Source organism: Achromobacter semiaridum (assembly GCF_053543755.1).
The window spans coordinates 44,224-68,872 of the sequence record NZ_JBLVOL010000026.1 but is presented as its reverse complement, the minus strand read 5'-3'; the positions used below and the strand labels follow the sequence as shown (position 1 = coordinate 68,872).

Below are 24,649 nucleotides of genomic sequence, written 5' to 3'. Positions count from 1 at the left end.
CGCACGCCGCACGCCGCCCGCCGCACGCCGCACGCCGCACGCCACACCCGCGCGATCGCCCGGATCGCCCGATTCGCCCTATTCGCCCTATTCGCCCGGCCGCCCGCTTCCCCCTAGCCTAGGGAATCCCCTGCCTTGTTGCCCGGAATTGCATCCGCCTAAAATTGGCGCCAATTTATGTGATCATTATTCGATCTTTGGCAGCCACCATGCGCCGCGTCTGGCGGCCATGGAGATGAGGAAAACATGCAGTCCAACGCAGCTATCGCTCTGACTCCCGACGCCGCCATGGCGCGGGCCATCTATGACCTGGGCCACAGCACGGTGTTCGCCGCGCGCACCGACCCGCGTTTTTCGTATTGCATGTACGTGCCGCCGCACATCGACACGGCCAAGCACCCCATGGAACTCGTGGTCATCATGCACGGCACGGGCCGCGCGTTCGTGGAATACCGCGACGCTTTTTCGGAGTTCGCGCGCTGGAACGACTGCATCGTGCTGTGCCCGCTGTTTCCGGTGGGGCCGCTGGGCGACGGCAACCGCGACGGCTTCAAGCAACTGCGCGAAGGCGACATCCGCTACGACCAAATCCTGTTGGACATGGTGGCCGAAGTGGGCGAAAAATTCGGCCTGCGCTTCGACAAGTTCGGCCTGTTCGGCTATTCCGGCGGTGGCCAATTCGTGAACCGCTTTGCCTATCTGCACCCCGAACGCCTGTGGGCCGTGTCGATCGGCGCGCCGGGCTCCGTGACGCTGCTGGACCCCAGCCAGGACTGGTGGGTGGGCGTGCGCGACGCCGAAACGCGCTTTGGCAAAGGCGTGGACATCGAAGCGCTCAAGCAGGTGGCGGTGCACATGATCGTGGGCAAGGCCGACCTGGAAACGTGGGAAATCACGCACCGCGAAGGCGGCAAGTTCTTCATGGCGGGCGCCAACGATGCCGGCAAGACGCGCCCCGAACGATTGGAATCGCTGCGCCGCTCTTTTGAATCGGCCGGCGTGCAAGCCGTGCTGGACCTGGTGGACAACGTGCCGCACGACGGCCTGAAGTGCGTCGGCCACGTGCAGGACTTTCTGGCGCGCGCGCTGCGCAAGCGGCGCAATGCAGAAAACTGAAACCGCGCAATCCGGGCGCCTTTGCCGCCCGCGCCGTCGCGTCCAGGAATAGGAGAGGGCCATGCTGCGTTTCGCGCTATCCCGAATTGTCATGGCTGTACCGACCCTGCTGATCGTGGCGGTGGCGGTATTCGTGATGATCCGGCTGATTCCGGGCGACCCCGCCCAACTACTGCTGGGCGATCTGGCAACGCCGGCCGCGTTGGCTGACCTGCGGGCGCGGCTGGGCCTGGACCAGACCTGGCTGACCCAGTTCGGCATTTGGTTCGGCAACATGCTGCACGGGGACCTGGGATCGTCCATCAACACCGGCCAGCCCGTGCTGGCGCTGGTTTGGGACCGCTTCCTGATCAGCGGCCGCGTGGTGTTGGTGGCCGTGGTGTTTGCCGCGCTGGTGGCGGTGCCGGCCGGCATGATCGCCGCCTGGAAGCAGAACAAATGGCCCGACCTGTTCCTGGTGGGCTCGGCCACGCTGCTGGTGTCGATTCCCACCTTCTGGCTCGGCCTGCTGCTGTTGATCTTCTTTGGCCTGAAATTACAGTGGCTGCCCGTGGTGGGCTATGTGTCGATCGGTGAAGACTGGAAGGCCGGCCTGCTGTACCTGGCCATGCCGATCCTGACCTTGTTCCTGCACGAGATCGGCGTGCTGATGCGCATGGCGCGCGCCAGCACGCTGGAAGTGCTGCGGCTGGACTACATCACCCACGCGCGCGCCAAGGGGCTGTCCGAATCCTCCGTGCTGATGCGCCACGCGTTTCGCAACGCGTTCGGCCCGACGTGGACGCTGATCGGCCTGGTGCTGGGCAACCTGCTGGGCGGCATCGCCGTGGTGGAAACCGTGTTCACCATCCCGGGGCTGGGGCGTCTGCTGGTTGATTCCATCTTTGCGCGTGACTACCCCGTCATCCAGGGCTGTTTATTGTTCGTGGGCGTGGTCTACGTGGTGGTGAACCTGCTGATCGACCTGTGCTATCCCATCTTCGACCCGAGAGTAACCGCCGAATGAAAACGCGAATTCCGACAAGGCGAATTCCCGCCAACGCGCTCCTGGGCGGCCTGATCGTCGGGGCGATGATCGTCGCGGCGCTCATGGGCACGTTCTGGACGCCTCACGACCCACTGAAGATCAACTTCATCTCGCGCCTGAAGCCGCCCGGTGGCGACTTCCTGCTGGGTACCGACGAATTCGGCCGCGACGAGCTTTCGCGCTTGCTGGCCGGCGCGTCCAGCAGCGTGTGGATCAGCCTGTTGACGGTGACCTTCGCCATCGTGGTGGGCACCGCCATCGGCACGCTGACCGGCTTTGTGCGCGGCTGGACCGACCGCATCATCATGGCCTTCAACAATGCGCTGCTGGCCTTTCCCGGCCTGCTGCTGGCGCTGGGGCTGCTGGCCGTGGTGGGCGCGAACAAGTACGGCATCATCCTGGCGCTGGGGCTGGCGTATACGCCGTCGGTAACGCGCATCGTGCGCGGCACGGTGTTGTCGCTGCGTGAAAAAGAGTTCATCGAATCGTCCCGCGTGCTGGGCAATTCCGAGCTCTACACGATGTTCCGACACGTGCTGCCCAACTGCGTGGCGCCCTTGACCGTGCTGGCCACGTCGATGTTCGGCTGGGTGATCCTGGCCGAAAGCGCGCTGTCGTTCCTGGGCCTGGGGGTGCCGCCGCCCGCGCCCACCTGGGGCAATATGCTGGCCGCCGCGCGGCCATTCATGGCGCAGGCGTCCTACCTGTCCATTCTTCCCGGCCTGGCCATCGCGCTGGCGCTGCTGGGCATCAACCTGTTGGGCGACGCGGTGCGAGACCGTCTCGACCCCCGCATGAGGGGCGTGCAATGAGCGCATTGGTATCCGTATCGAACCTGACGCTGACCGTCGGGCAGGGCGGCCGCGAGATCGTCAGCGGGGTGTCGTTTGACGTCGCGCCGGGCGAAATGGTCGGCATCGTGGGCGAGTCGGGCAGCGGCAAGACGCAAGCCGCGCGCGCCATCATGGGCCTGACGCCCGCGCCGCTGGTGGTGGCGGGCGGTGCCATCCTGTTCGAAGGCGTGGACGTCACCAAGGCCGACGCGGCAGTCTTGCGCAAGCTGCGCGGCGCGCGCATCGGCATGGTGTTCCAGGAGCCCATGACGTCGCTGAACCCCTCCATGCCCATCGGCCGGCAACTGGACGAAGGCTTGAAACTGCATCGCCGCGCGATGTCGCCCGCGCAACGCCGCGAGCGCATTCTTGAAATGCTGCGCCGCGTGGGGATCAGCGATCCCAAGGGCGCGATGGACGCCTGGCCGCACGAGTTTTCCGGCGGCATGCGCCAGCGCATGATGCTGGCCTCGGTAATGCTGCTGGAGCCGGCGCTGCTGATCGCCGACGAGCCCACCACCGCGCTGGACGCCGTGGTGCAGCGCGACGTGCTGGAACTGATGGTGGACCTGACGCGCGAACACAACACGGCGGTGCTGATGATCAGCCACGACCTGCCGATGGTGGCGCGTTACACCGAACGCATGGTCGTCATGCAGCACGGCAAAGTGCTCGAAGCCGGCACAACCGCCGGTATCCTGGAACGCCCGCGGCACCCGTACACGCGCAAGCTGCTGGACGCCATGCCGCGCCGCCTGCCGGCCCGCAAGCTGCCGCGGGAAGCGCCCATTGTTGAAGTCAAGAACCTGGTGGTGGATTACGCGGGCCATCAGCGCCTGTTCTCGCGCACCGGCGCCAAGCGCGCGTTGGACGGCATCGACCTGCACGTCAAGCCGCGCGAAGTGGTGGCCGTGGTGGGCGGATCGGGCTCGGGCAAGACGACGTTGGGCCGCGCCATTGCCGGCTTGCTTGCGCCCACGTCCGGCCAGATCCTGTTTCGCAACCAGCCGGTGGATCGGCGCTCGGCCGCGTGGCGCGACTATCGCCTGAATTGCCAGATGGTGTTCCAGGACCCGTATTCGTCGCTGGACCCGCGCATGACCATCGGCCAGTTGGTGGGCGAGGGCCTGCGCATGGTGGGCGACCTGTCGGCGGCGGATAAGCGCCGTCGCGTGGACGAGGTGCTGGCCGAAGTGGGCCTGGGGTCGGAATACGCCAAGCGCTTTCCGCATGAAATGTCCGGCGGCCAACGCCAGCGCGTGGCCATCGCGCGGGCAATCGTGCGCCGGCCGTCGTTCGTGATTGCCGATGAACCGGTGTCGGCGCTGGACGTGACCGTGCGCGCGCAGGTGCTGGATCTGTTCGCCGATTTGCAGGAACGCCACGGGTTTTCCTGCCTGTTCATCAGCCACGACCTGGGGGTGGTGGAACAGGTGGCGGACCGCGTGGTGGTCATGCGCAATGGCACGATCGTCGAGCAGGGCACGCGCGACGCGGTGTTCGACCGCCCGCAAGAGGACTACACGCGCAGCCTGCTGCAAGCCATTCCCGCCCTGGAGTCAACCGAAAACGGCGGCGTGCGGTTGCGGTGGCGCCTGGACGGCCACGAACCGGTGCGCGCCATTGCCTGACGGCGGGCGGGGAACTCCCCGCTTTCCCTGCAAGGACTTACGCCTAAAATACGCGCTTTGGAATTGATAGACGGGAGTGGTCCATGCCGAAAACGGCAGCGACGCAACCCGGCCTGGTCGACCGTATTGCCCATGATATTCAGTCGGGCGTGTATGGTCCTGGCGCCTGGTTGAAACAGATCGACCTGCAAGAGCGCTATGACGCCAAGCGTTTGGACGTGCGGCGGGCGCTGGACCAATTGGCCGCCAAGCGGCTGATTGCGCACATCCCGAACCGGGGCTATCACGTCTACGCGATGGACCCGGACGTGCATCACCAGATTCGCGATATCCGCATCCTGCTGGAAAGCGGGGCGGCCGCGGACCTGATGCCGAACGTCACCGCCGCCAAGGTGCGCGCGCTGCGCACGCTGGCGGAACGCTTTGCCAAGCTGCTGCAAGACGGCACCTTGCTGGAACAGTACGAGGTCAACCTGGCGTTTCACGCGGCCATGTACGACATGTGTCGCAACCGCGAACTGGCTGCGTTGATTCAGGACACGCGGGCGCGTGGCCCGGCCGCGCCGGCCAAGGAATGGGTGACGCGATCGCGCATCGAAATCTCGGCGCGTGAACACTTCGACATGGTCGAAGCGCTGGAAGCGCGCGATGTGAAGCGTTTGCAGAAAATCATTTCCCAACACGTCGGGCAGGATATTTCTTGATGCCTGTGCGCTGATCTGCTGTTGGCTTGTTCGCTTGTTCGCTTGTTCGCGGCGGCCTAAATCGCGGCGGCCCCTTCTGCAAAGGGGCCGCCGTTTTTTTGCCTTTTGCTTTTGCTTCAGGGATACCCCGTATGGCGGCAGGCGCCGCAGCCGCCATAATTAGCAGATTATTTTGGCGCCAAAAATACGCGTGATATCTGCGCCGCACGCCGGGGAGTCTTCTGCATGCACCACCATTTCGTACCCAGAGCGCTTGCGCTCTCCCTGGCGCTTGCCGCCACCGCCGTCCCGGTCCACGCCGCCGTGCTGACCATTGCCCAACCGGCCGACATCCGCTCGACGAACCCGGGCGTCAATCGCGACAACACCACCGATGGCGTGGTGCTCAATATTGTTGAAGGGCTGGTCGGCTACCGCGAAGACGGCACCGTGGGCCCCTTGCTGGCCAAGTCGGTCGATTTGTCGGCGGACGGGCTGACCTATACGTTCACATTGCGCGACGGCGTCAAATTCCACAACGGCGCCCCGCTGACGTCGGCCGACGTGCTGTGGAACTGGCAGCGCTACATGGACGCCAAGACGGACTGGCGCTGCCGCAGCGATTTCGACGGCCGCAATGGCTTGAAGGTCACCGACGTGACCGCGCCGGATGCGAAGACGGTGGTGATGAAGGTAGACCGCAAGTCGGCGGTGTTCCTGGATTCCCTGGCACGCACGGACTGCGGCATGACGGCCATTATCTCCAAGGACTCGGTGGCGGCGGACGGCTCGTGGGTCAAGCCCATCGGCACCGGTCCGTACATGTTCAAGGAATGGAAGCGTGGCGAATACACGCTGCTGACCGCGTTCAAGGACTACGTCTCGCCCGCGGGCGAGAAGCCGGATGGCTATGTGGGATCAAAGCGTCCGCTGGTGGAAGAGGTGAAGTTCCTGGTGGTGCCTGACCCGTCCACCTCCAAGGCAGGCCTGATGTCGGGCGCCATCGACGCCAGCCAGATCACCAACACCGACGTCGGCGAACTGAAAAGCGTGAAGACGCTGACCGTGTTCAGCCCGCATGACGCCGTCAAGCACGTGCTGCTGTTCCAGACGCAGGACCCGGTGCTGAAAAACGTGAAGATGCGCCAGGCGATCGCCGCTTCGCTGGACATTCCGCAGGTGGTTGCCGCCGCGTCCGAAGGGCTGGGCCAATTGAACAATTCGGCGGTCTACGCGGGCTCGGCCTACTACCAGGACGCTGAGAAGAAGGGCTACAAATACGACCCGGCGCGGGCACAGCAGCTGCTGAAAGAAGCGGGCTACAAGGGCGAGCCGGTGGTGATCTATGCCAACAAGCGCGCCCACGTGCCCAGCTACCAGGTGGCGGTTATCGCGCAGGCGATGATGCAGTCGGTGGGGATCAACGCCAAGATCGAAGTGCTGGAATGGGCTACGCAGCTGGACCGCTACAACACCGGCAAATACCAGATCAGCTCGTTCTCGTTTTCGTCGCGGCTGGACCCGTCGTTAAGCTTCGAGCAGTTCTCGGGCGACAAGGCGAAGCAGCCGCGCAAGGTCTGGGATGACCCGGCCGCGCAGAAGCTGATCGACGACAGTTTCCTGGAGTCCGAGCCGGCCAAGCGGCAGGCGCTGTTCGATCAGCTGCACGCGCTGATGCTGGAACAGACGCCGATGCTGATGCTGTACAACGGCGCCGACGCGTGGGCGACGAACAAGCGGGTCGAGGGGTTCTCGGTATGGGAAGGCAAGCCGCGCGCCTGGGAGACCAAGGTGGTCGGCGCCAAGTAAGCGGGGGCCGGCGCGGCGCTACGACGCCGCCGCGCCACCTTTTTCGTGCCAGGCGCTACGGCGCGACGCGCTCGACTTCCCACGCACGCGGCTTCTTCACCGCCCAGGGTTGGTAGCCCTTGATGTTGCTGCGATACGCGCCGATGTCCAGCCCGTTGTACAGCGGAATGCTGGGCACGTCGGCCAGAAACAGCTTGTGCAATTGATCAAATGAAGCCTGCCGCCTGGTCCGATCGGAATCCACCGAGGCGGCTTCCACCAGCTTGACGGCGTCGGCGTTGTCCCACACCTTGCGCGGCTGCCTGGCCTTGTCGCCCGTCACCATTTCGTAGTTCAACGCCGCATCCAGGCGCGCGGAATACGGGAACGTCATCATCTGGTAAGTGCCCGCGTTATAGCGGTCCAGCTGGGTGGCCCATTCCACGACGGACAACTGCGCATTGATGCCCACGGCTTGCAGCATCGCTTGCACGATCACGGCCGAGTTATACGACTGCGGATAGCGTTTGGTGGTCAGGATCGTCAGCGGCTGCCCCTTGTAGCCGGCCTCTTGCAACAGCTTGGCTGCCCGTGCCGGGTCGTAGTCCCACCCCTGCTTTTGCGCGGCATCGTAGTAAGGCGATACCAGCGGCACGATGGAGTTGTTGGGCTGCGCCAGGCCTTCGGTGACGGCGGCTGCCAGTTGCTTGTAGTCGATGGCATGGGCAAGCGCCTGGCGCAGCTTGGGGTTGGCCAGCACGGGGTCCCTGGTTTGCAACAACAGCGCCGTCATGCTCATCACCGGGGCATAGGCCACCTTCACGTTCGGCGTGTTTTGCAGCACCGGCACGTCGTTGTTGGAGACGTCTTCAATGATGTCGATGTTGCCGCGTTGCAAGGCGGCCTTGGCGGTGGAGTCGTCGGGCACGATCATGAAGCGCACTTCGTCCACCAGGGGGCGCTTGGAGCCGGTGTAGCCGTCGCGCTTGCCGTCCAGGTTGGCGTAGCCTGCGAACTTGGTCAGGCGGATGTACTCGCCGCGCTTCCATTCGGCCAGCTCGAACGGGCCGGTGCCGATGGGTTTGATCCAGGCGCCGTCCGCACCCACCGAATCCCGGGAAAGCACGCCGGTGCCGCCGCAGTCGATACGCGCCAGCGATGCCAGGAACAGGCTGGTGGGCTTGTCCAGGTGATAGACGACGGTGCGCGCGTCGGGCGCCTGGACACCGGTGACCTTGACGGTGCCGCGCCCATCGAACTCGCTGGCGCAGCGCCAGCCGGAGTTGGCGGCGGTGTAGTGCTGCCAGCTCCAGAGCACATCGGCCGACGTCATCGGCTTGCCGTTGTGAAACTTCACGCCATCGCGCAACGTGAATGTGTAGGTCTTGCCGTCGGGGCTGATGTCCACCGATTTGGCCAGCAGCGGGCGCACCTCGGCGTCTTCCCCATAGGCCACCAGGCCTTCAACAATGTGCATGACGACTGCGTCGCTGTTGCTGTCGCGGTTGACGCCGGGTTCGGTGGAGCGGATGTCGGCGGTCATCGAAATGCGCAGCGGCGGGGCGGACTGCGCGCTGACCGGGCCGACGGCGCCGGACAGCCCGGCAATCGCCAGCGCAACCGCAGCGCCAAGACGGGTTTTTTTCATTGGAAAATTCCTTCGATGGCGCGGGGCGCGCGGGTTTCAGGCTGCGGCCAGCAGTTCGGGTTCGGCGGTCAGGCTATAGCGGGTAAATGTGCCATTCAGCGCGGGCAGGGGCGCGACTTCCATCAGACCGACCGCCGGTTCCATGACCACCATGGCCACCGTGGCGGAAAGATTGTCGTGGCTGCCGGGGCGCGGCGGGCGGCACACGGAATAGGGCGCGCCAAAATCGTCGAACAGTGCGCGCTTGAGGTCCTCGCGCGTCAGTTGCGTCTTTTCGTTCAGCAGGCGGCGCACGCGCCAGTCGCGGTACGCGCTTTCAGGCGTGCTGGCGCGGCCGGTGTCGCGCAGCTTGGACAAGGCCACTTCGCTGACCCAGTGGTTGGCGTGCACGATCAGGTCGTCGCTGCCCGGGTAGATGGGAAAGGCTTCATCGGTGGTGCATTCGTAATCCACGCCAAACCCTGCGGCCATGCCCAGCATGATGTTGTTGGAGCACGACTTGGCGGTGGTGGCTACCGCCTTGATCGCCAGCGCGAAATGCTGCTGTTCCAGCACCTTGCGGCGGATCAGCGACAGGGGCACACCCAGTTGGCGGAAGTCGCGGTCGGACTCCAGGTAGTTGGCGGTGATGGAGACGCCGGCGCTGTTCAAGCCGCTGCGGGCCAGGCCACCGGCTTCGACGAACGTCAGGATGTCCGGGCCGTTGTCGCTGCGCACGCGCAGCACGATGGCAGTTTCGGCGCATTCCGCGCGCCAGTCCCAATTCTGTCCATGGATCAGGTTGCCGTTGGCCGAACGGGTGGGCAGGATCAGCGCGCCGGTGCAGCCGTCGCCGGGTTCCAGTTCGGCCGCCTTCTTCTTTTCGGCGCGCGCCTTGGCCACCACTTCCGTGCGCGCGTTGACCATCACGATGTCTTCAAACGGCACGTCGGCGCCTGCCGCGATGCCGCGCATTTCTTCCAGGTAGTGCGGTGCGAAGGCTTCGATTTCGCGCGCGAAATGGGCGATGAGTTCGGTGCGCGCCATGGCGTCGTAGCCCAGGTCGACCAGCGTCTGGCCGTACATGGCGGCGCTTTTGCGCACGCGCGCGGCAGCCTGTTGACCGTAGGAACGGCCGCGGGCCTCGGGGGTGCCGGAAACCGATACGAAGGGAAATTGGGGAATCTGGGTCATGGACGGAAGGCGGCGCCGCGCGCCGTGGGCTGGGGGATGTGGAAGGGGAAAAGGGAGGGAAGCAAGCTGCAAAAATGTTAGCTTATTTTGGCGCCAATATTGCTCAGGGTTTACCCAATGCTGGCGAAGATCCCACGGCGCGCCGGTTGGAAAAGCGCTTGCCACAGCGGGTGATAAAGCGGGTGCCACAGCGCTTGCCACAGCGGGTGATAAACCGGGCGCCACGGCGGGTGCCACAGCAGGGACGCTCGCGCTAACCGGCATGAAAAAGCCCCCGCGTATCCATCGCGGGGGCCGGCACCATCCGTTCAATAGCAAGCAGCTCAGAGCGGGCCGGCAGCCACCTCCGGCGCGCGGGTGGGCGACCCCATGGCCTGGAACAGCGCCGCCGTTTCCGTCAGCCGGGCGTTGGCGTATTCCAATTCGCGCAGGCGCGCGGCCACGTAATGCTGTTCGGCCGCGTATTCGGTATAGGGCGCCAGCGCACCCAGGCGCACGCGGCTGGCCGTGTTGCGGTAAGACTGTTCTGCCGCGCGCCGCGAAGCCTCGGCCGAGGCCAGCGCCTGCCCGTCCGCGTCCAGGCGCGCCAGGGTGTCCGCGACATCCTGGAATGCCGTCAGCACCGTTTGCTTGTATTGCAGCACCGCCGCTTCGTAGCGTTCCTTGGCGGCGCGGCGTTCGGCCAGCAAGGCGCCACCGTGGAAAATGGGCTGCGTCAGCGACGCGCCAATCGCCCAGATCGACCCCGCCCCGGACAGGGCGGCCGGCCAGCTGAAGCCGCCCTTGCCCATCGACGCGGACAACGACAGGCTGGGGAACAACTGCGCGGTGGCCACGCCTACGTCGGCCGACGCGGCCTGCACCACGGCGTCGGCCACCAGGATGTCGGGGCGCGAGGCCAACAGTTCGGACGGCACCACCACCGGCACCCGCGGCGGCACCGCAAGCGTGCTGAATGCCAGATCCTGGGGCGCCTGGTCCGGGCGGCGGCCCAACAGCACGGCCAGGGCGTGGCGCGTAGCCTGCCATTGCGCGCGCAGGCCGGGCAGCGACGCTTCCAGCGTGGCGGCGTCCTGGTCGGCGTCCAGCGCATCGTTTTGCGATGCAGATCCCAGTTCGTAGCGGCGCTGCGTATCGCGCGCCACTTGCCGCAGCAGCACCACCTGCTTTTCGGTCAGCGCCACGCGTTCGGCCAGCGAGGCCGATGTGATGGCGCCGGTGACGATATTGCCGGCCAGCGACCGCCGGGCCGATTCCAGCCGGAACGCCTGCTGTTCAACCTGCGCTGCCAGGGACGCGTTGGCAAAACGGGCGGCGCCGAACAGGTCCAGGTCGTAAGTGGCCTGTATCTGGCCGGTGAACACGTTATAGAGCGCTGTGGACTCGGGCAGATTCGGCATGGTCAGTGCGCGGTTGCGCGTGCCGCTTGCGCCCGCGTCCACCGACGGCAGCAATGACGAATTGACCTGCGCGCGCAGCTGTTCGCGCGCGCCGGCCAGGTTGCGCTCGGCGGCGGCAAGGTTGGGGCTGTTGGCCAGCCCTTCCTGCACCAGGGCGTTCAGCGCGTCGGACCCATAGCGCTTCCACCATTCGGGCACGGGCCGCGCGCCTTGTTCGAATTGCTGCGCGACGCCCTGGGCCGTGGCGCCCTGGGGCGGCGGGGCCTCTACGCCGTATTGCAAAGGCGTCGCGGTTGCCGGCGGCTTGCTGTCCGGGGCGAACGCGCAGGCGCTCAAGGCCAGCAACAGGGCCGGCGACAAGGCCGGCAATAAGGGCAGCGCCCGCTGCCGAGCTGAAAAACGCGTTGGATGGATTTTCATCATCAGGCTCCTCGTTGCAGCGTATCGGCCGCGTTGGCGCCGGGCGGAACGCCTTCGGGCTCGTCGCGCTCGTCATGGCGCACGCGGAACCATGCCGCGTACAAGGCGGGCAGGAAGAACAGCGTCAGCACCGTGGCGCTGGTAATGCCGCCCATCAAGGCCGTGGCCATCGGCCCGAAGAAGTTGCTGCGCAACAGCGGAATCAACGCCAGCACGGCGGCGGCGGCGGTCAGCACGATGGGGCGGAAACGCCGTGCCGTGGCGCCAACGATGGCGTCCACGCGCTTGTGGCCGTTCAGGATGTCCTGCTCGATCTGGTCCACCAGGATCACCGAGTTGCGCATGATGATGCCGAACATCGCGATAACGCCCAGCATGGCGACGAAGCCGAACGGCTTGCCGAACAGCAGCAACGCCGCCACCACGCCGATCAGGCCCAGCGGCGCGGTCAGCACCACCATCAGCACGCGCGAGAAGCTTTGCAACTGCACCATCAACAGCGTCAGCACCGCCACCGCCATCAGCGGCATCTGCGCATTGATGGACGATTGCCCCTTGCCGCTTTCCTCGACCGGACCGCCCACTTCAATGCGGTAGCCCACCGGCAGGTCCGCGCGGATGGCGTCCAGCTTCTTGTCGATGGCGTGGGTGACGTCGATGCCTTGCGCGCCGCTGGTCACGTCCGCCTGCACCGTGATGGTGGGCTGGCGGTCGCGTTCCCAGATGACGCCGTATTCCAGGTCATAGTGCACCTGGCCCAGGCTGCCCAGCGGCACGGGGCCATTGGGCGTGGGCATGGCCAGCGTGGCGATGCGGGCGGGGTCCACGCGTTCTTCTTTCGGGGCGCGCAGGCTGACGTTGATCAGCTTGTCGCGTTCGCGGTATTGCGTCACGGTGTAGCCGGACAGCGTCATTGCCAGGAAGTCGGATACGTCGCTGGCGCTGATACCCAGTTCGCGTGCTTTTTGCTGGTCGATGTCGAATCGCACCGAGCGTTCCGAAGGTTCGTCCCAGTCAAATTGCACGTTCACGGAACGCGTGTCGGCGCGCACTTCGGCGGCGACTTTTTCCGCCACCGCGCGCACTTCCGCGATCTTGTCGCCGCTGACGCGGAACTGCACCTGATAACCCACGGGCGGGCCGTTTTCCAGGCGCGACAGGCGCGTGCGTATGGCCGGGAATTTTTCGCGCAGCATCGGCTCAAGCCACTGGGCCAGCTGTTCGCGTTCTTCTACGGAGTGCGCGGTAATGACCAGCTGCCCGAAGTTCGGCGTGGGCAGTTGCTGGTCCAGCGGCAGGTAGAAGCGCGGCGCGCCGGTGCCCACGAAGCTGACCGAATGGTCGATCTCGGGCCGGCCTTCCAGCGCTTTTTCCAGCCGCTCGACCTGGCGCAGCGTGGCCGCGAACGACGCGCCCTCTTGCAGCCGCACGTCCACCATTAGTTCGGTGCGGTCCGAGCTGGGGAAGAATTGCTGCGGTACAAACTTGAAGCCCGCCATCGCCACGACGAAAATCACCACCGTGCCGGCCAGCACCCAGAAGCGGCGGTCCACGCACCACGCCACCCAACCGCGCAGACGCTGATAGAAGCGGGTGTTGTAGATGTCGTGTTCGTGGTCATGCGGCTGGTGGGCCTCGCGCTTGCGCTCGGGCAGCAGGCGATAGCCCAACAGCGGAATCAACACCACGGCGGCAAACCACGAGGTGATCAGCGCAATGGCCGACACCTGGAAGATGGACCGCGTGTATTCACCGGTGCTGGACTTGGCCAGGGCGATCGGCAGAAAGCCGGCCACAGTGACCAGCGTGCCGGTCAGCATGGGAAACGCGGTGCTGGTGTAGGCGAAGGCGGCGGCGCGCGCGCGGCTCCAGCCCTGTTCCAGCTTTACCGCCATCATTTCCACGGCGATGATGGCGTCATCCACCAGCAGGCCCAGCGCCAGCACCAGCGTGCCCAGCGACACCTTGTGCAGCCCGATGCCGAACATATCCATGAACAGCGCGGTGATGGCCAGCACCACCGGGATCGAAATCACGACGACCATGCCGGTGCGCAGGCCCAGCGACACCAGGCTGACGATCAGCACGATGGCGACCGCTTCGGCCACCGAACGCAGGAATTCGTCAACGGAATCCGACACCGCGTCCGGCATGCTGGACACTTCCGTCAGCGTCAGGCCGACGGGCAATTGCGCCTTCAGCTTGTCGAACGTCTTGTCCAGCGCCTCGCCCAGCCGCACCACGTCCTGGCCCGGTTGCATGGTGATGCCGATGCCCAGCACGGGGTTGCCGTTAAAGCGCATCTGCTCGGCGGGCGGGTCGTCATAGCCGCGATGGATCGTGGCGATGTCGCCCAGCCGGATCGACTTGTCGTTGACGCGGATCAGCGTGTCGGCCAGCGCGCGGCTGTTTTCGAACTGCCCCGTTGGCCGCACGAAGATGCGGTCGTCGGCCGTGGTCAGGGTGCCGGCGCTGGACACCGCGTTTTGCGTGTTGATGGCCTGCGCGATCTGCTGGGGCGTCACGCCTAGACGGCTTAGCTGCGTGTTCGAGATTTCGACGTAGACGTGTTCGGCCTGGTCGGCAAAGTAATCGACCTTGGCCACGCCCGGCACGCGCAGCAGCACGGTACGCAGGTTGTCGGCGTAATCGTGCAGTTGCGCGGGCGAAAAGCCGTCGCCATGCAGCGTATAGATGTTGGTATAGACGTCGCCGAATTCGTCGTTGAAGAACGGGCCTTGCACCCCTTGCGGCAGCGTGGCCTGGATATCGCCCACCTTCTTGCGGACCTGATACCACTGGTCGGCCACCGTGTTGGCGGGCGCCGAATCTTTCATGGTGTAGAAGATCAGCGATTCGCCGGGACGCGAGTAGCTGCGCAGGAAGTCCGTGTTGGGCGTTTCCTGTAGCTTCTTGCCGATGCGGTCGGTGACTTGTTCCTGCACCTGCTTGGCGGTGGCGCCCGGCCACAAGGTCTTGATCACCATCACGCGGAACGTGAAGGGCGGGTCTTCGGACTGGGCCAGTTTGGAATACGACAGCACGCCAAACAGCGTGACCAGCGTAATCAGGAAAATGACCAGCGGCTGGTGGCGCAGCGCCCAGGCCGACAGGTTGAACTTGCCTTCTTTGTGATCGTGGCCGGGATCTTCGGCGGGGTTGCTCATGATGCGAAGTCCTCGGCGTGCAGCGGCGCCACGGGCCGCACTTTTTCACCGGCGGTCACGGTGTGCACGCCTTGCCAGACCACGCGTTCACCCGCCGACACGCCGCCGGCCAGGGTTACGGTGCGCGCGTCAAAGCGCAACACCTTCACCCGGCGCAGTTCCAGCGTGTCTTCTTTCGGCTTGACGATCCAGACGGCGGGGTCCTTGCCGTCATGGAACAGTGCGGTGGCGGGTACGGTGTAGGTGGCCTGGTCGGCCGTGCCGTGGTTGTCGAAGCTGATGTTGGCCGTCATGCCCAGCCGCACTTGCGGCGACGGCGATTCCAGCGTGAGCTTGACGCGGTAAGTGCGGCTTTGCGGGTCGGCGGCGGGCGCGATTTCGCGCAGCGTGGCGGTGAAGTTCTGGCCGGGCAGCGGGCCCAGCGTCACGTTGGCGCGTTGGCCGATGGTCAAGCCGGCCAGCACGCTTTCCGGCACGTCGCAGATGGCGTCGATGTCGCCCGCCCAGGCCAGTTGGTAGACGGGGGTGCCGGCCGCCACATTCTGCCCCGTGTCGGCCTGTTCGGCGGTGATGACGCCCGCGTGGTCGGCCTGTAGCGTCGTGTACTTGAGCTGGTCGGCCGATAGCGCGGCCTGCTGGGCGGCCTGATCGCGTTGCGCCAGGGCCGAGGCGTAGGCGTTGCGGGTTTGTTCCAGCTGGGTGGCGGCAATCAGGTTTTCACGGGCCTGGGCGCGGTCGCGCTCCAGCTGCTGCCGGGCGTAGTCCAGCTGATGCTGGGCCGCCGATAACTGAGCCTTGGCGGCCGCGGCGTTCTTGGTGGCGTCGGCGGGGTCAAGCTTGGCGACGACCTGGCCGGGCACGATGCTGTCGCCCAGCCGAACCTGCCGCTCGATGATCTTGCCCCCTACCCGGAAAGACAGCGGCGTGCTGTAGCGAGCCTGCACTTCGCCAGGCAGAGTCCACGCGGGCAGCCGTTCATCGGCCTGCGTCGGCATGGCGACTACGGGTCGCGGTGCCGGGGCGGTTTCTTCTTTGCGGCCGCAGGCCGACACGGCCATGGCCAGCACCAGCAGAGCGGGCAGCGTCATGCGGCGAGTCCATGGGGACCGCGCGGGCGTTGTCAGGGTTGCGGCAAGGGGGCGCGCCGACGATTGTGGGCTGGAGCCAGGAAAATTCACGAAACACCTCGCGGCGCGAAAAGGGCGAAAAGGGGGGGAAGGCCGAAAAAGGGCTAAAGGCATAAGCGAGTCAAGCTCGATACGGGCTGAATTCTAATGCGCTTATGTATTCGGATACAAGGCTGTATTTGAGATCATTGCCAGTGCTAAACTCCCGCCATGTCAAAAGTGCGCTTAACCCGAGAGCAAAGCAGAGACCAGACGCGTCAGCGTCTGCTGGACGCTGCGCAATCGGTATTCCTTACCAAAGGCTTCGTGGCCGCCAGCGTCGAAGACATCGCCGAACTGGCGGGGTACACGCGCGGCGCCTTCTATTCCAATTTCGGCAGCAAGACCGAACTTTTCCTGCAATTGCTCAGGCGCGATCACGAAAAAGTGATGGCCGACATGCGCGCCATCTTCGAGGAAGGCGAAACGCGCCCGCAAATGGAGGCCAGCGTCGTCCAGTACTACAGCACGCACCACCGCGAAAACGACTGCTTCCTGCTCTGGATGGAAGGCAAGCTCCAGGCGGCGCGCGACCCCGATTTCCGCATCGGTTTTACCGACTGCCTGCGAGAGTTGCGCGCGGCCACCACGGAATACGTCCGGCAGTTTTCCGCGCACGTGGGCACACCGCTGCCCATGCCGGCCGAACAATTGGCGATTGGCCTGCTGGCCTTGTCGGACGGCATGCAATTTAGCTACGCCTTCGATCCGCAAGGCGTGAGCCTGGAAATGACCGAGGCCGTGTTGGCCGGTTTCTTCCGCCGGGTGGTGTTTGGCGACCCGCAGCCCGACGCGGCGCCCGCCGCCTTGCCGCCCGGCGCGCCGACTTCGGTCGGATAGCCTTGCCTGGGCCGGTGCATCGCGGCCCGAATCACCGATGCAGAACACCGATACAGATTGTCAGCCGCATGCCGGCCGTGATAGTAATAACCGCGGCGCAACGGTCGGGCTGAGGGGGCCGGCGCCGAAATTCGCAACCCTGGGCGAAAGGAGCGGCAGCATGTCTTCAGAAACCCGACCATCCACCATCAACCGCCCGGTGTTCTTCCCGGCGGCCATCTTCACGCTGTTGCTGGTCGGATTCGCGATTCTTGCGCCGCAGCGGGCGCAAAGCCTTTTTGAATCCGTGCAAGGCTGGATCCTGGGTAACGTCAGCTGGTTCTACATCCTGGTCGTGGCCATCATCCTGCTGGCCGTGGTGTTTCTGGCCTTGAGCCGCTATGGCGACATCAAGCTCGGGCCGGACCATAGCGAACCCGACTACCGCAATTTCACCTGGTTTGCGATGCTGTTTTCGGCGGGCATGGGCATCGGCCTGATGTTCTTCGGGGTGGCGGAACCGGTGATGCACTTTATGTCGCCGCCGGTCGGCGAGGGGGGCACGGCCGTCGCCGCGCGCGAGGCCATGAAGATCACGTTCTTCCATTGGGGCCTGCATGCGTGGGCGATCTATGCGGTGGTGGCGCTGATCCTGGCGTTCTTCAGCTACCGCCATGGGCTGCCGCTGACGCTGCGTTCTGCCCTGTATCCGCTGATCGGGAACCGCATCCACGGCCCCATCGGCCATGCCGTGGACATCTTCGCCATCATCGGCACGGTGCTGGGCGTGGCGACGTCGCTGGGCCTGGGCGTGGCGCAGATCAACAGCGGGCTGAACCACCTGTTCGGCGTCCCGGTGGGCGTGACGACGCAGATCATCCTCATCGTCGTCACTTGCGGCCTGGCCACGCTGTCGGTGGCCAGCGGTTTGGATAAGGGCATCCGCATCCTGTCCGAGACCAACCTGGTGCTGGCGGCCGTGCTGTTGCTGTTTGTGCTGGTGGTCGGCCCCACCGTGTTCCTGTTCCAGACCTTTGTGCAGAACACGGGCGCGTACCTGTCCGACATCGTCAACAAGACCTTCAACCTGTATGCCTACGAGCCCACCGACTGGATCGGCGGGTGGACCTTGTTCTATTGGGGCTGGTGGATTGCGTGGTCGCCGTTCGTGGGCCTGTTCATCGCGCGCATCTCGCGCGGGCGCACCATCCGCGAATTCGTCACCGGCGTGCTGCTGGTGCCGGCCGGGTTCACCCTGTTCTGGATGACGGTGTTTGGCGACACGGCCATCCACATGATCCTTGTGGACAAGGTGCAAGGCCTGGCCGAGGTGGTCGAAGCAGATTCGTCGCTGGCCCTGTTCGCCTTCCTGGAACATTTGCCTTGGAGCAGTGTGCTGTCGGTGGTGGCCATTGCGATGGTCGCGGTGTTTTTCGTGACGTCCGCCGACTCGGGCGCGCTGGTGGTTGACCTGCTGGCCTCGGGCGGGTCGGACCGCACCCCCGTGTGGCAACGCATTTTCTGGTCGGTGCTGATGGGTGCGGTTGCCATCGCGCTGCTGCTGGCCGACGGGCTGACCGCCTTGCAGACGGCCACCATCGCCAGCGCGCTGCCGTTCTCCATCATTTTGCTGCTGTCGCTATGGGGGCTGTTCAAGGCGCTGAAGCTGGACGCCACCAAGCGCGGTATCCGCTATCAGTCGTTGACCTTGTCGCGCCCCGCGCGCGGCGGCCAATCCTGGGAACGCCGCCTGCGCAACATGGTGATGATGCCGCGCCGCTCGCACGTGCAACGCTTCATCAGCGATGTGGTGCGGCCGGCGCTGGACGACGTGGCCGAGGAACTGCGCAAGCAGGGCTATGCGGTGGAAGTGCGTGAAGTTGAAGGCGACGGCAGCGCCATTCTTGAGGTCTCGCACGGCGAACACCTGGACTTTTCGTATGCCGTGCAACCGGAAGCCTTTGTGCGCCCCAGCCTGACGCCGGACGAAGCCGCCGACGAAGAAGAGCGCAAGTACTTCCGCGCCGAAGTGCATCTGCGCGAAGGCGGGCAGGACTACGACATCATGGGCTGGAGCCGCGACGCGGTTATCGGCGACATCCTGGACCAGTACGAACGCCATCGCCATTACCTGCACATGGTCCGCACCTGAACGGGCGCCGGACGCGTCCTGCCCGGCCAAGCCGCCTGACCCTGAAAGCCGCCAGCCTTGTCTGGCGGTTTTTTTTCGCCCGTGGCGCCGCTAGCGGCCGAGCCGATAGGGGTGCGCTATGCGACGCATTGCGACGTCCACTTTGACGAAATGGAGCGAATGAAGGATTATCCAAGCTTATTCTTGGATAAATAAAGAGAACGATCATGAAGGCGAGATCTGGAGCCTGGGCCGCAGGGGCCCTTGTGCTGGTGGGGGCGTTGGCGGGCGGGTGGGCGTGGAAGGCCGGCCGCGCGCCGCAGCAGGGCGGATGGGCGATGGCGCCGGCCAAGGTTGCGGTGGCGCCCGCCGTGCAGGCGGATTTTCCGCTGGCGCTGGCCGGCATCGGCTCATTGGAAGCCACGCGCCAGGTGCAAGTGCCCGCCGAAGTGGATGGCCGGGTCACCCAGATTCTTTTCACGGCGGGTCAAGCGGTGAAGGCCGGCCAACTGCTGGTGCAGATGAACGATGCGCCGGAACGCGGCGAGCTGGCACGGCTGGAGGCGCAGGCCCGCAATGCGCGCGCCTTGTTGGAGCGCACGCGCCGGCTGCTGCCGCAACAGGCCGCCACGCGGGAACAGCTGGATCAGGCGCAGGCCGATTACGACCAGGCCGCCGGCGACATCCGGCGCGTACAGGCGCTGATCGAGCAAAAGCGCGTCAAGGCGCCGTTCGACGGCATGCTGGGCGTGCGCCGTGTGCATCTGGGCCAGTTCGCGCGCGCCGGCGATCCGCTGGTGTCGTTGACCGACGCTTCGACGCTGTACGCAAATATCACCCTGCCCGAACAGGCGCTGGGCGCCGTGCGCGCGGGCCAGCCCGTGACGGTGACGGTGGATGCATATGCCGACCGCCAATTCCCCGGCCAGGTCACCACCGTCGAACCGCAGGTGGACGCCGGATCGCGCACTGTGCGTGTGCAGGCAACGTTGGCCAACGCCGATGGCGCGCTTGCCGCCGGCATGTTCGCGCATGGCCGCATCCGTCTGCCCGACCGGCCCAACGTGATCACGGTGCCGGAAACGGCCATCAGCTATAGCGCTTACGGCGATTCCGTCTACGTGCTGACGACGCCCAAGCCGGGCGAAGCCGCCGTGCCCGCCACGGTGCGGCAAGCCTACGTCAAGACGGCCGAGCGCGTGCGTGGCCGGGTCGTTGTCACTGAAGGCTTGAACGCGGGCGATCAGGTAGTGACGTCGGGCCAACTGCGGCTGCACAACGGCGCGGCCGTTGACGTGACCGGCGCGGACACCGTCGCGTTGGGCGCATCGGCGGAGGCATCATGACATTCACCGATCTTTTCGTGCGCCGGCCCGTGCTGGCGCTGGTGGTCAGCACGCTGATCCTGTTGCTGGGCATCAAGGCGTTAAGCGGCCTGCCGGTGCGGCAGTACCCGCTGACCGAAAGCACCACCATCACCATCACCACCCAATACCCCGGCGCGTCGCCCGACCTGATGCAAGGCTTCGTCACGCAGCCTATCGCGCAATCGGTGGCCACGGTGGAAGGCATCGATTACCTGTCGTCCTCGTCCACGCAGGGCCGCAGCGTGATCACGGTGCGGATGAAGCTGAACGCCGATTCCAACAAGGCCATGACCGAGGTGATGGCCAAGGTCAACGAGGTCAAGTACCGGCTGCCGCAGGACGTCTACGACCCCGTGCTGGTCAAGTCGGCGGGCGAGGCGACCGCCGTGGCCTATGTGGGGTTTGCCAGTTCGACGCTATCGCTGGCGGCACTGACCGATTATTTGTCGCGCGTGGTGCAGCCGCAGTTGTCCTCGATCGACGGCGTGGCCAGCGTGGAACTGTATGGCGGCCAAAAGCTGGCCATGCGCGTCTGGCTGGACCCGGACCGCATGGCCGCGCGCGGCATCTCGGCGGGCGAACTGGCGCGGGCGCTGCGCGATAACAACGTGCAGGCCGCGCCCGGTCAGGCCAAGGGCCTGTACGTGGTGTCCAACATCCAGGTCAATACCGACCTGGTCAATGTGGCGCAGTTTCGCGACCTGGTGGTCAAGCGTGATGGCGACGCCATCGTGCGGCTGGGCGACGTGGCCACCGTGGAACTAGGCGCGGCATCCACCGATTCCAGCGGCTTGATGGACGGCGAACCGGCCGTCTACTTTGGCCTGAATGCCACGCCTGTGGGTAACCCGCTGGTCATCGTCAAGCGCTTGCAGGAATTGTTGCCCAACATCAAGCAGAACCTGCCCCCGGGCACCAGCGTGCAAGTGCCGTTCGAGCTGGCACGCTTCATCAGCGCGTCGATCGATGGCGTGATGCAGACGCTGCTGGAAGCTATCGCCATCGTCGTGGTGGTGATCTTTCTTTGCCTGGGCTCATTGCGCGCGGTGTTGATTCCCGTGGTCACCATTCCGCTTTCCATGCTGGGCGGGGCGGCCATCATGGCGCTGTTCGGCTTCAGCGTGAACCTGCTGACCCTGCTGGCGATGGTGCTGGCCATTGGCCTGGTGGTGGACGACGCCATCGTGGTGGTGGAAAACGTGCATCGTCACATCGAAGAGGGCAAGTCGCCCGTGCGCGCGGCGTTGATCGGCGCGCGGGAAGTGGCCGGGCCGGTAATCGCCATGACGATCACGCTGGCCGCTGTGTATGCGCCCATCGGGCTGATGGGCGGGCTGACCGGGTCGCTGTTCAAGGAATTTGCCTTTACGCTGGCAGGCGCGGTGGTGGTGTCGGGCGTCATTGCACTGACTTTGTCGCCGGTCATGAGTTCGTTCCTGCTGAACCGCCACGTGTCGGAAGGCAGGATGGCGCGCAACGCCGAACGCATGTTTGGCCGGCTGGGCAATGCCTATGGGCGCGTGCTGGACGTGTCCTTGCGGCATCGCTGGGTGACGGGCCTGATTGCGGTGGCGGTGCTGATCAGCCTGCCTTTCCTGTACAACGCCGCGCAGCGCGAGCTGGCGCCCGTCGAAGACCAATCCACCGTGCTGACCGCGATCAAATCCCCGCAGCACGCCAACATCGACTATGTGGAAAAGTTCGGCAAGAAATGGGACGACGTGATGAAGACCGTGCCCGAGCAAAAAGGGCGCTGGTTGATCAACGGATCGGACGGCGTGTCCAACAGCATCGGCGGCGTGGACTTTGTGGACTGGCAAGACCGCAAGCGCAACGCGGATGCCATCCAGGCCGACATGCAATCGCTGGCCAACCAGGTGGAAGGCAGCAACATCTTTGCGTTCCAGCTGCCGTCGTTGCCCGGGTCCACCGGCGGGCTGCCGGTGCAGATGGTGCTGATGAGCGCGGCGGATTACCGCGTCGTCTACGAGGCCATGGAAAGCTTGAAGCAGGCCGCGCGGGCCAGCGGGCTGTTCATGGTGGTGGATAGCGACCTGGACTACAACAACCCCGTGGTGCAACTGACGGTGGACCGGGCCAAGGCCAACAGCCTGGGCGTCACCATGAAGGACATCGGCGATACGCTGGCGGTGCTGGTGGGCGAAAACTACGTCAACCGCTTCGGCATGGGCGGGCGTTCGTATGACGTCATTCCGCAAAGCCGCCGTGATCTGCGTGTGTCGCCCCAGGCCTTGGCACAGTTCCACGTCAAAGGCGCCAGCGGCGCACAGGTGCCGCTGTCGAACCTGGTGTCGGTGTCCATGGGCGTGGAACCCAATTCACTGACGCAGTTCAACCAGCTGAACGCCGCCACGTTTCAGGCCATTCCCATGCCCGGCGTCACCATGGGCGACGCGGTGACATTCCTGTCGCAACAGGCGCAGAACCTGCCTGCCGGCTTCAGCTATGACTGGCAATCGGATGCGCGCCAGTTCAGCCAGGAAGGCTCGGCGCTGATGATCACGTTCCTGTTCGCCATCATCGTCATCTACCTGGTGCTGGCCGCGCAATACGAAAGCCTGCGCGACCCGTTCATCATCCTGGTCAGCGTGCCGATGTCGATATGCGGCGCGTTGATCCCGCTGGCGCTGGGCATGGCCACCGTCAATATCTATACGCAGATCGGGCTGGTGACGTTGATCGGCCTGATCAGCAAGCACGGCATCCTGATGGTGGAGTTCGCCAACGAGATGCAGGTCAGCCACGGGCTGGATCGGCGTGCGGCAATGGAACAGGCCGCGCGCATCCGCTTGCGTCCCATTCTGATGACGACGGCGGCAATGGTGATGGGGCTGATCCCCTTGCTGTTCGCCACGGGGGCGGGCGCGCATAGCCGCTACAGCCTGGGCCTGGTCATCGTGGTGGGCTTGCTGGTGGGCACGCTGTTCACGCTGTTCGTGCTGCCTACCGTCTACACCGTGCTTGCGCGTGACCACCGCGCGGCCAGCGATACGCCGCGCGCGCGTGAACTGGCCGCGGCGCAAGCCGAAGACGGCCGCGCCGCTATCCCGCATTAAGGAGCCGACCATGATTGAAATTGCTGCATCAGAACCCCTGCGCCGCGCGGCCCTCATTGCGGGGTTCGAACGGTCGTGCCTGCCTCCGATCTCGTCTGCGCCGGATCGCCCGCGCCGCGCCGCCATCGTGCCGCGGTCAACGCTGTTGGCGCTGGTCCTGGCGTTGGCCGGCTGCGCCGTGGGCCCCGGGTACCAACGGCCGCAAGCCGCGCCCGTGGTGCTGGCCAGCCCCGAGCAGGCGCTGTTTTCCTCTGACGCGCTGCAACGCGATTGGTGGAAGCAACTGCAAGACCCCCAGCTGGACCAGCTGGTGGACCTGGCCTTGAGCCGTAATCACGACATCCGCATCGCCCAGTCTCGCCTGGCCGAGTCGCGCGCCGTGCTGGACGAGAAAGAGCTGGACCGCTTGCCCGCCGTGACGCTGGACGGGCGCTATGAACGCAGCCTGTCGCAGGCCAACGCGGGCACGGCCGGGCAGCGCAGCCTGGCCCAAAGCTATCGGGCGGGTTTTGACGCCACCTGGGAGCTGGACCTGTGGGGACGCCTGCGGCAGGCGGCCGAAGGTGCGGCGGCGCGCAGCGAAGGGCAGGCGGCCGACCTGGCCCAGACGCGCATCGTGGTGGCGGCCGAAGTGGCCCGCAATTACTTCGAACTGCGCGGCGCCGAACAGCGCCTGGCCGTGGCGCGGGCCAACCTGGAAAGCCAGCGCGACAGTCTGCGTGTGATTCAGGCGCTGGTGCAGGCCGGCCGAGGCGATGAGGGTGATCTGGCCAGCGCGCGTGCCGAACTGGAAACCGTGCAAGCCAGCGTGCCCGTGCAAGTCACTGCCAGGCGGCTGGCGCAGTATCGGCTGGCGGTATTGGCCGGGCTGCGACCCGTGGAGCTGGCCGAACTGGATGCCGGTAAACCGCTGACCCCATTGGCAACGCGCCTGCCGATCGGGGACGTGGCGGCGCTGCTGTCGCGCCGGCCGGACGTTGCGGCGGCCGAACGCAATATGGCCGCCGCCAACGCGGACGTGGGCGTGGCCACGGCAGAGCTTTATCCGCGTATCGACCTGGGCGGGTTCCTGGGCTTTGTGGCGTTGCGCGGGGCGGACTTCGGCACGGCGTCCGGCCGGGCGTTCAGCGTGGCATCGGGCGTGAATTGGCCGGCCTTGCACTTGCCGACGGCGCTGGCCAGAAATCGCGCGGCCGTCGCGGG

16 protein-coding genes are annotated in these 24,649 nt (G+C 65.5%); 11 read left to right on the top strand and 5 right to left on the bottom strand.

Annotation, left to right across the window (positions count from 1 at the left end):
* Positions 1-246 precede the first annotated feature (246 nt).
* From ACNPP0_RS08700 to ACNPP0_RS08675, 6 genes are all read left to right on the top strand, one after another.
* Positions 247-1,116: an alpha/beta hydrolase gene (locus ACNPP0_RS08700; protein ID WP_332610772.1), complete on the top strand. Its 870-nt coding sequence runs from the start codon at positions 247-249 to the stop codon at positions 1,114-1,116.
* A 61-nt stretch (positions 1,117-1,177) separates the two neighbouring features.
* Positions 1,178-2,122, top strand: a complete 945-nt coding sequence (locus ACNPP0_RS08695; RefSeq protein ID WP_448705636.1) for an ABC transporter permease — start codon at positions 1,178-1,180, stop codon at positions 2,120-2,122.
* Entirely contained in the window at positions 2,119-2,955 is an 837-nt protein-coding gene (locus ACNPP0_RS08690; protein WP_332610769.1) for an ABC transporter permease, read from the top strand. The genes ACNPP0_RS08695 and ACNPP0_RS08690 overlap by 4 nt, the downstream gene beginning before the upstream one ends.
* On the top strand, positions 2,952-4,607 hold the full coding sequence (locus ACNPP0_RS08685) for an ABC transporter ATP-binding protein (RefSeq protein WP_448705635.1): 1,656 nt from the start codon (positions 2,952-2,954) through the stop codon (positions 4,605-4,607). The genes ACNPP0_RS08690 and ACNPP0_RS08685 overlap by 4 nt, the downstream gene beginning before the upstream one ends.
* An 83-nt stretch (positions 4,608-4,690) precedes the next feature.
* Positions 4,691-5,311, top strand: a complete 621-nt coding sequence (locus tag ACNPP0_RS08680; RefSeq protein ID WP_332610767.1) for a GntR family transcriptional regulator — start codon at positions 4,691-4,693, stop codon at positions 5,309-5,311.
* 225 nt (positions 5,312-5,536) lie between these two features.
* The gene (locus tag ACNPP0_RS08675) at positions 5,537-7,099 is read left to right on the top strand and encodes an ABC transporter substrate-binding protein (protein ID WP_448705634.1); all 1,563 of its coding nucleotides are present in this window, start codon (positions 5,537-5,539) and stop codon (positions 7,097-7,099) included.
* A 55-nt stretch (positions 7,100-7,154) separates the two neighbouring features.
* On the opposite strand, the gene ACNPP0_RS08670 is transcribed toward ACNPP0_RS08675, so the two are convergent.
* The 5 genes from ACNPP0_RS08670 to ACNPP0_RS08650 form a co-directional block, all read right to left on the bottom strand.
* Positions 7,155-8,726 (bottom strand): ABC transporter substrate-binding protein, encoded by a 1,572-nt coding sequence (locus ACNPP0_RS08670; protein ID WP_448705633.1) that lies wholly within the window; start codon positions 8,724-8,726, stop codon positions 7,155-7,157.
* Between the two features lie 36 nt (positions 8,727-8,762).
* On the bottom strand, positions 8,763-9,899 hold the full coding sequence (locus tag ACNPP0_RS08665; RefSeq protein ID WP_448705632.1) for a C45 family autoproteolytic acyltransferase/hydrolase: 1,137 nt from the start codon (positions 9,897-9,899) through the stop codon (positions 8,763-8,765).
* 323 nt (positions 9,900-10,222) lie between these two features.
* A complete protein-coding gene (locus ACNPP0_RS08660) occupies positions 10,223-11,722 on the bottom strand; it encodes an efflux transporter outer membrane subunit (RefSeq protein WP_448705631.1) in 1,500 nt (499 codons plus the stop codon).
* Complete coding sequence (locus ACNPP0_RS08655) at positions 11,722-14,886, bottom strand: efflux RND transporter permease subunit (protein ID WP_448705630.1); 3,165 nt, start codon at positions 14,884-14,886, stop codon at positions 11,722-11,724. The genes ACNPP0_RS08660 and ACNPP0_RS08655 overlap by 1 nt, the downstream gene beginning before the upstream one ends.
* Entirely contained in the window at positions 14,883-15,974 is a 1,092-nt protein-coding gene (locus ACNPP0_RS08650) for an efflux RND transporter periplasmic adaptor subunit (protein WP_448705629.1), read from the bottom strand. The genes ACNPP0_RS08655 and ACNPP0_RS08650 overlap by 4 nt, the downstream gene beginning before the upstream one ends.
* Positions 15,975-16,223: 249 nt before the next feature.
* Between ACNPP0_RS08650 and ACNPP0_RS08645 the strand changes: the two genes are divergently transcribed.
* The 5 genes from ACNPP0_RS08645 to ACNPP0_RS08625 form a co-directional block, all read left to right on the top strand.
* Positions 16,224-16,892, top strand: a complete 669-nt coding sequence (locus ACNPP0_RS08645; RefSeq protein ID WP_332610758.1) for a TetR/AcrR family transcriptional regulator — start codon at positions 16,224-16,226, stop codon at positions 16,890-16,892.
* Positions 16,893-17,052: 160 nt separating this feature from the next.
* Positions 17,053-19,023 (top strand): BCCT family transporter, encoded by a 1,971-nt coding sequence (locus ACNPP0_RS08640; RefSeq protein ID WP_332610756.1) that lies wholly within the window; start codon positions 17,053-17,055, stop codon positions 19,021-19,023.
* Positions 19,024-19,229: 206 nt separating this feature from the next.
* Positions 19,230-20,348: an efflux RND transporter periplasmic adaptor subunit gene (locus ACNPP0_RS08635; RefSeq protein WP_332610754.1), complete on the top strand. Its 1,119-nt coding sequence runs from the start codon at positions 19,230-19,232 to the stop codon at positions 20,346-20,348.
* Entirely contained in the window at positions 20,345-23,446 is a 3,102-nt protein-coding gene (locus ACNPP0_RS08630; protein WP_448705628.1) for a MexW/MexI family multidrug efflux RND transporter permease subunit, read from the top strand. The genes ACNPP0_RS08635 and ACNPP0_RS08630 overlap by 4 nt, the downstream gene beginning before the upstream one ends.
* Before the next feature lie 10 nt (positions 23,447-23,456).
* The coding region (locus tag ACNPP0_RS08625) for an efflux transporter outer membrane subunit (protein ID WP_448705627.1) at positions 23,457-24,649 on the top strand (1,193 nt) is incomplete at its 3' end.